This window comes from Parachitinimonas caeni (assembly GCF_030129945.1).
GTDB classification, from domain to species: Bacteria; Pseudomonadota; Gammaproteobacteria; order Burkholderiales; family Chitinimonadaceae; genus Parachitinimonas; species Parachitinimonas caeni.
Window position 1 is genome coordinate 1 of sequence record NZ_JARRAF010000283.1, and the last position, 255, is coordinate 255.

A 255-nucleotide genomic window follows, 5' to 3' on the forward strand; every position below is an offset into this window, starting at 1 on the left:
TCAAGTGTAGTTATTCGCGGTGTAACGCATTATGGTCGTTCGCTAACAGCTTCATGCTTGCGAGACTCGATACACTCTTAACCTGCCAATACCATCTACGCCATCTTCAAATACCCGCCGAGCCTGTACGCGTCCACTCAAGGTATTGGTAATCAACAGCAGGAAGCGCTCAAAGCAATCACAATAGTCGGTGTAGTAGGCCTCATACGAAGCGCGCAACAGATTCCAGAACCGCTGCTCATTGCAAACGCTTAC

At 49.0% G+C, this 255-nt stretch carries 1 protein-coding gene; it reads right to left on the reverse strand.

Annotated features, from left to right (window positions below):
* Positions 1–51: 51 nt before the first annotated feature.
* Positions 52–255, reverse strand: a 204-nt coding sequence (locus PZA18_RS24710; RefSeq protein WP_284103530.1) for a hypothetical protein, incomplete at its 5' end; no start/stop codon positions are given.